1 protein-coding gene is annotated in these 3,534 nt (G+C 60.2%); it reads left to right on the top strand.

The window, feature by feature from the left end; all coding sequences use genetic code 11:
• Positions 1 to 3,534, top strand: a 3,534-nt coding sequence (locus tag ABDZ36_RS02925; RefSeq protein WP_343749197.1) for a hypothetical protein, incomplete at both ends; no start/stop codon positions are given.

Raw genomic sequence — 3,534 nt, 5'->3', positions numbered from 1 at the left:
TTTAAGGAAGTATCCTGAGAAGGCGGATCTGATCGAGGATCGATACACGAAGAAGGACACCGCGAAGGAACCGTCTGAGGCAGCGGCGCGTGCGCTGGTGGAGAACCAGACGTCGGCGGCTGAGAAGGACGAGGATATCTTCTCGACGCGTGCCGCGGCTCAAGAAGCTGCTAATGACGCCGAGCAAAGCAACAACCCGCCAGCACAACGGTCGGCGTCTGAGCAGGTGCAGGCGTGGGCGGAGGGGCAGGGGATTGATGAGTTTTCCGCGACGCGCGAGATGGAGGGCGGATTCCGCGTCACCTACCAGAAGGAAGGCGAGCAGCAGACGACGAACCTTGCACTAACTGAGGAGGCCGAGCAGCAGTTTGAGGACCGACAGCGCCAGCAGCAGGAGCAGCGTGATGCGCTTCTTGACGCCGCTGGCAAGCAGCTTGATGCTGCACTTGGCGCAGCTGACGCCCCGATCACGCAGAGCGCGCCGGGAATCGAGATCTCGCGGACTGAGACGCGGACGCGTCAGGATGGTCCGGAGCAGACTAGTTCAGCTGCAGAGCAGGCAGTTAACGATGCTGGATCAGCTCTCCAAAACACGTTGTCGGACGCGGTCTCGGCGGTGGATGAGTCGACGACGTTGGACGAGAAGGCCTCGGCTGCCGTGAACGCTGTCAATAGCGGCGTGGATCAGGTGTCGGACACCGCCTCTGACGTCGTCGACACGGTTGATGATTCGACGACGATCGACGAGCAGGTCACCGCTGCCGTGAACAATCCGGTTGCTACGGCTACTGATGCGGCGTCGGATGTTGGGAACGTTGTTAATAGCGGCGTGGATCAGGTGTCGGACACCGCCTCCGACGTTGTCGACACGGTTGATGATTCGACAACGATTGACGAGCAGGCCGCAAACGCTGTGAACGGTCCGTTCAACACAGCTACTGATGCGGCGTCGGATGTCGACAATGCGGTCGATGCATGGCGTCGCGGGGATCTCTCTACTACAGGAGTCTTAGATGCCATAGACAACCCGGTTGACACAGCCTCGGATGCGGCGTCAGATGCGGTCTCGGCAGTCGACTCGTCGACGACGATCGACGAGCAGGCGTCAAGCGCAGTCAACGATGGCCTCGGTGCAGTGAGTGACACGGCCTCAGACGTCGGGAATGCCGTCAATAGCGGCGTCGCCGCCGTGGCGGACACCAGTGTGGCCGACGTCGCCCAAGGAGTTTCGGATGCTGGGCGGTCGCGTGTCGAGAGCGTTGAAGGACGACAGCAAGCGAACGAGGCTGCTGCTGATCAAGTCGACAGCTACGTCAACGATCTCGCAGATAGCTCTACGGAACAATCTGTGTCATCAAGCTTGAGCAATCAAGAGAGGTTCGGAAATATTGATTGGTCGATGGGATTCGGTGGTCCGGGCGACGAAGTAGAGCAAACAGTTGACAGCACGGCACAGTCAACGCGGATGAAGCTGAACGGAGCAGTAGGTGATCTCTCTGGGACACCGATGCTCCCAACCACGGCCGCAACCCAGGCGCTCGTAACTGGTGATCCGGGGAAGGTGACTACTGGGTCGAAGGTACAACAAGGCGCTCTGGACACGACGGCCGGCGCGATAAACGTCCCGGCATATCTATCCACCGGGATGGAGACCGCAGAACTTGGGAAATTCCTCGGTGCACCGGCGGTTAACACTGTGGCGAACACAGCCGTAGGCGATGAACAGGAAGCATCTGAGGCGGCAGACACGACCGGGAGGCGAGCCGGAGCGACTGCGGCAACGGGTGCAGCGCTCGCAGTGTCCAGCACGGAGTGGGCGATAAATCATCCCCAGCGGGCACTCGGTTCGGGGATCGCCACGGGAGGATTAGCAGGGCTCGGTTACGGAGTTAGCTCATACGCTGGTCTCGGGCGATACACACCGGTCCGTGTCGAGAGAGCGAGCCTTCCAGACGGCGATGGGACGACAACGTGGCGTGGGATAACAACGAACCTTCCCGGTCGAAATCCGAAGCCGAAGGCTGGTTTCACAGACTATCGTCCTACACTCGGAACCCCCGACGTCGATCTTCGTGGCCCAGAGAAAGCGCCTAACACAAGGGGTATCGCCCCCGAATCCGGAATAGAGACCTCAATTTGGGACGCGAATCTACGCGATCAACTCGATGGCCAGAACCTGAAGAGGTACGAGGCTGGTCGAGAACTGGCTGATCGCCTCGGTGAGCGCGGCATTTCTGACACGGCGAAAGACCGGTTCACGGGTGCGACGGACGCCAACGCAGAGGAAGGTATTCGGCAGGCAAATCAGATTCCTGACGAAGCGGCCTCGGAGGTCGCCGACTGGATCAAGCAAGACGATTCGATACTCGGTGGAAGTGTTTCACAACTTCTCCACACCGGGAAGGCCCGGACGCCGGACGACATCGACATCTATACCAGCAACCCGAACAACGCACAGAAGGAACTCTACGACATCCTCGATAAACATGAGGACCGTCCGGTGCGGCGTGATGACCGCGGCACCGGTATTGAAGTCTATACCGAAGACGATGGTTGGGACCATATGGTAGACATCAATAAGCGCTCGCGGGCGTCCGGTCAGAAGGACTGGGCGGGCGATCTCCACTCGCCGACAATGGCCGCGGATGGCGTGAAGATACAGCCCATCGAGAGTCAGATAAACTCAAAGCTCGAAGGTGCGATGCGCCTATACGGCGACGACACTATCGCACCGGTCACATGGCGTTCGAAGGACGCCTACGACGTCGGCACCATTGCCGACCGACTCGCCGATCAGCAAAGTCAGTCGTGGAACCCACTTACCCGACTTCGAGCGAGAGGGACGCGCGACGCGGCGGACGCGTGGCGTGACACGTTCGGCGACCTTTCGCTTCCCGGTGAGGAGTACGGCTCATGGGCTGGTCTCGAAGACGAGTTCGACTCAACCACACTCGGTCATAGTCCGGAAGGCACGGGAGCCGGGGAGACCACGCTTGGGCCACGGCCCCCTGTTACGTCGTCGATAGCTGAAGCGGCGGAAAATACAGTCAACCGGATCATCGACGTGAACTCCCACAACCAGCTTGGCGAAGCAGGAGATGGGATCGATACGGGGACAGCGAGGAGTACGCTTGACTCGGGTGACGGTGGGCTCAATTCAGACGTCGAATCCAGCCTCTACCCTGACTCTGATGGGGATCAAACGCCCCAATACGCGTCCGAAAACGATGCAAACTATTTGTCAGGTATTGCGGACGACTACCCTGAAGCCGGTCCTCTTGGTGACTCCAACGGCGGGTACGGATCGGCCTATACACAGACTGGGGACGATGGTGGCTACGCACCGCTGTACACACCACCTGGTGACGACGGTGGAGGGGGCACGTACGAGCCGCCCTACACACCACCTGGTGACGACGGTAGAGGGGGCACGTACGAGCCACCCTACACGCCACCTGGTGACGACGGTGGAGGGAGCACGTACGAGCCACCCTACACGCCACCTGGTGACGACGGTGGAGGGAGCACGTACGA

Origin of the sequence: Halarchaeum salinum (assembly GCF_039520965.1) — an archaeon.
Classification (GTDB): Archaea; Halobacteriota; Halobacteria; order Halobacteriales; family Halobacteriaceae; genus Halarchaeum; species Halarchaeum salinum.
Note: the sequence above shows the minus strand (reverse complement) of the source record. Positions and strands in the feature narration are given on the sequence as shown.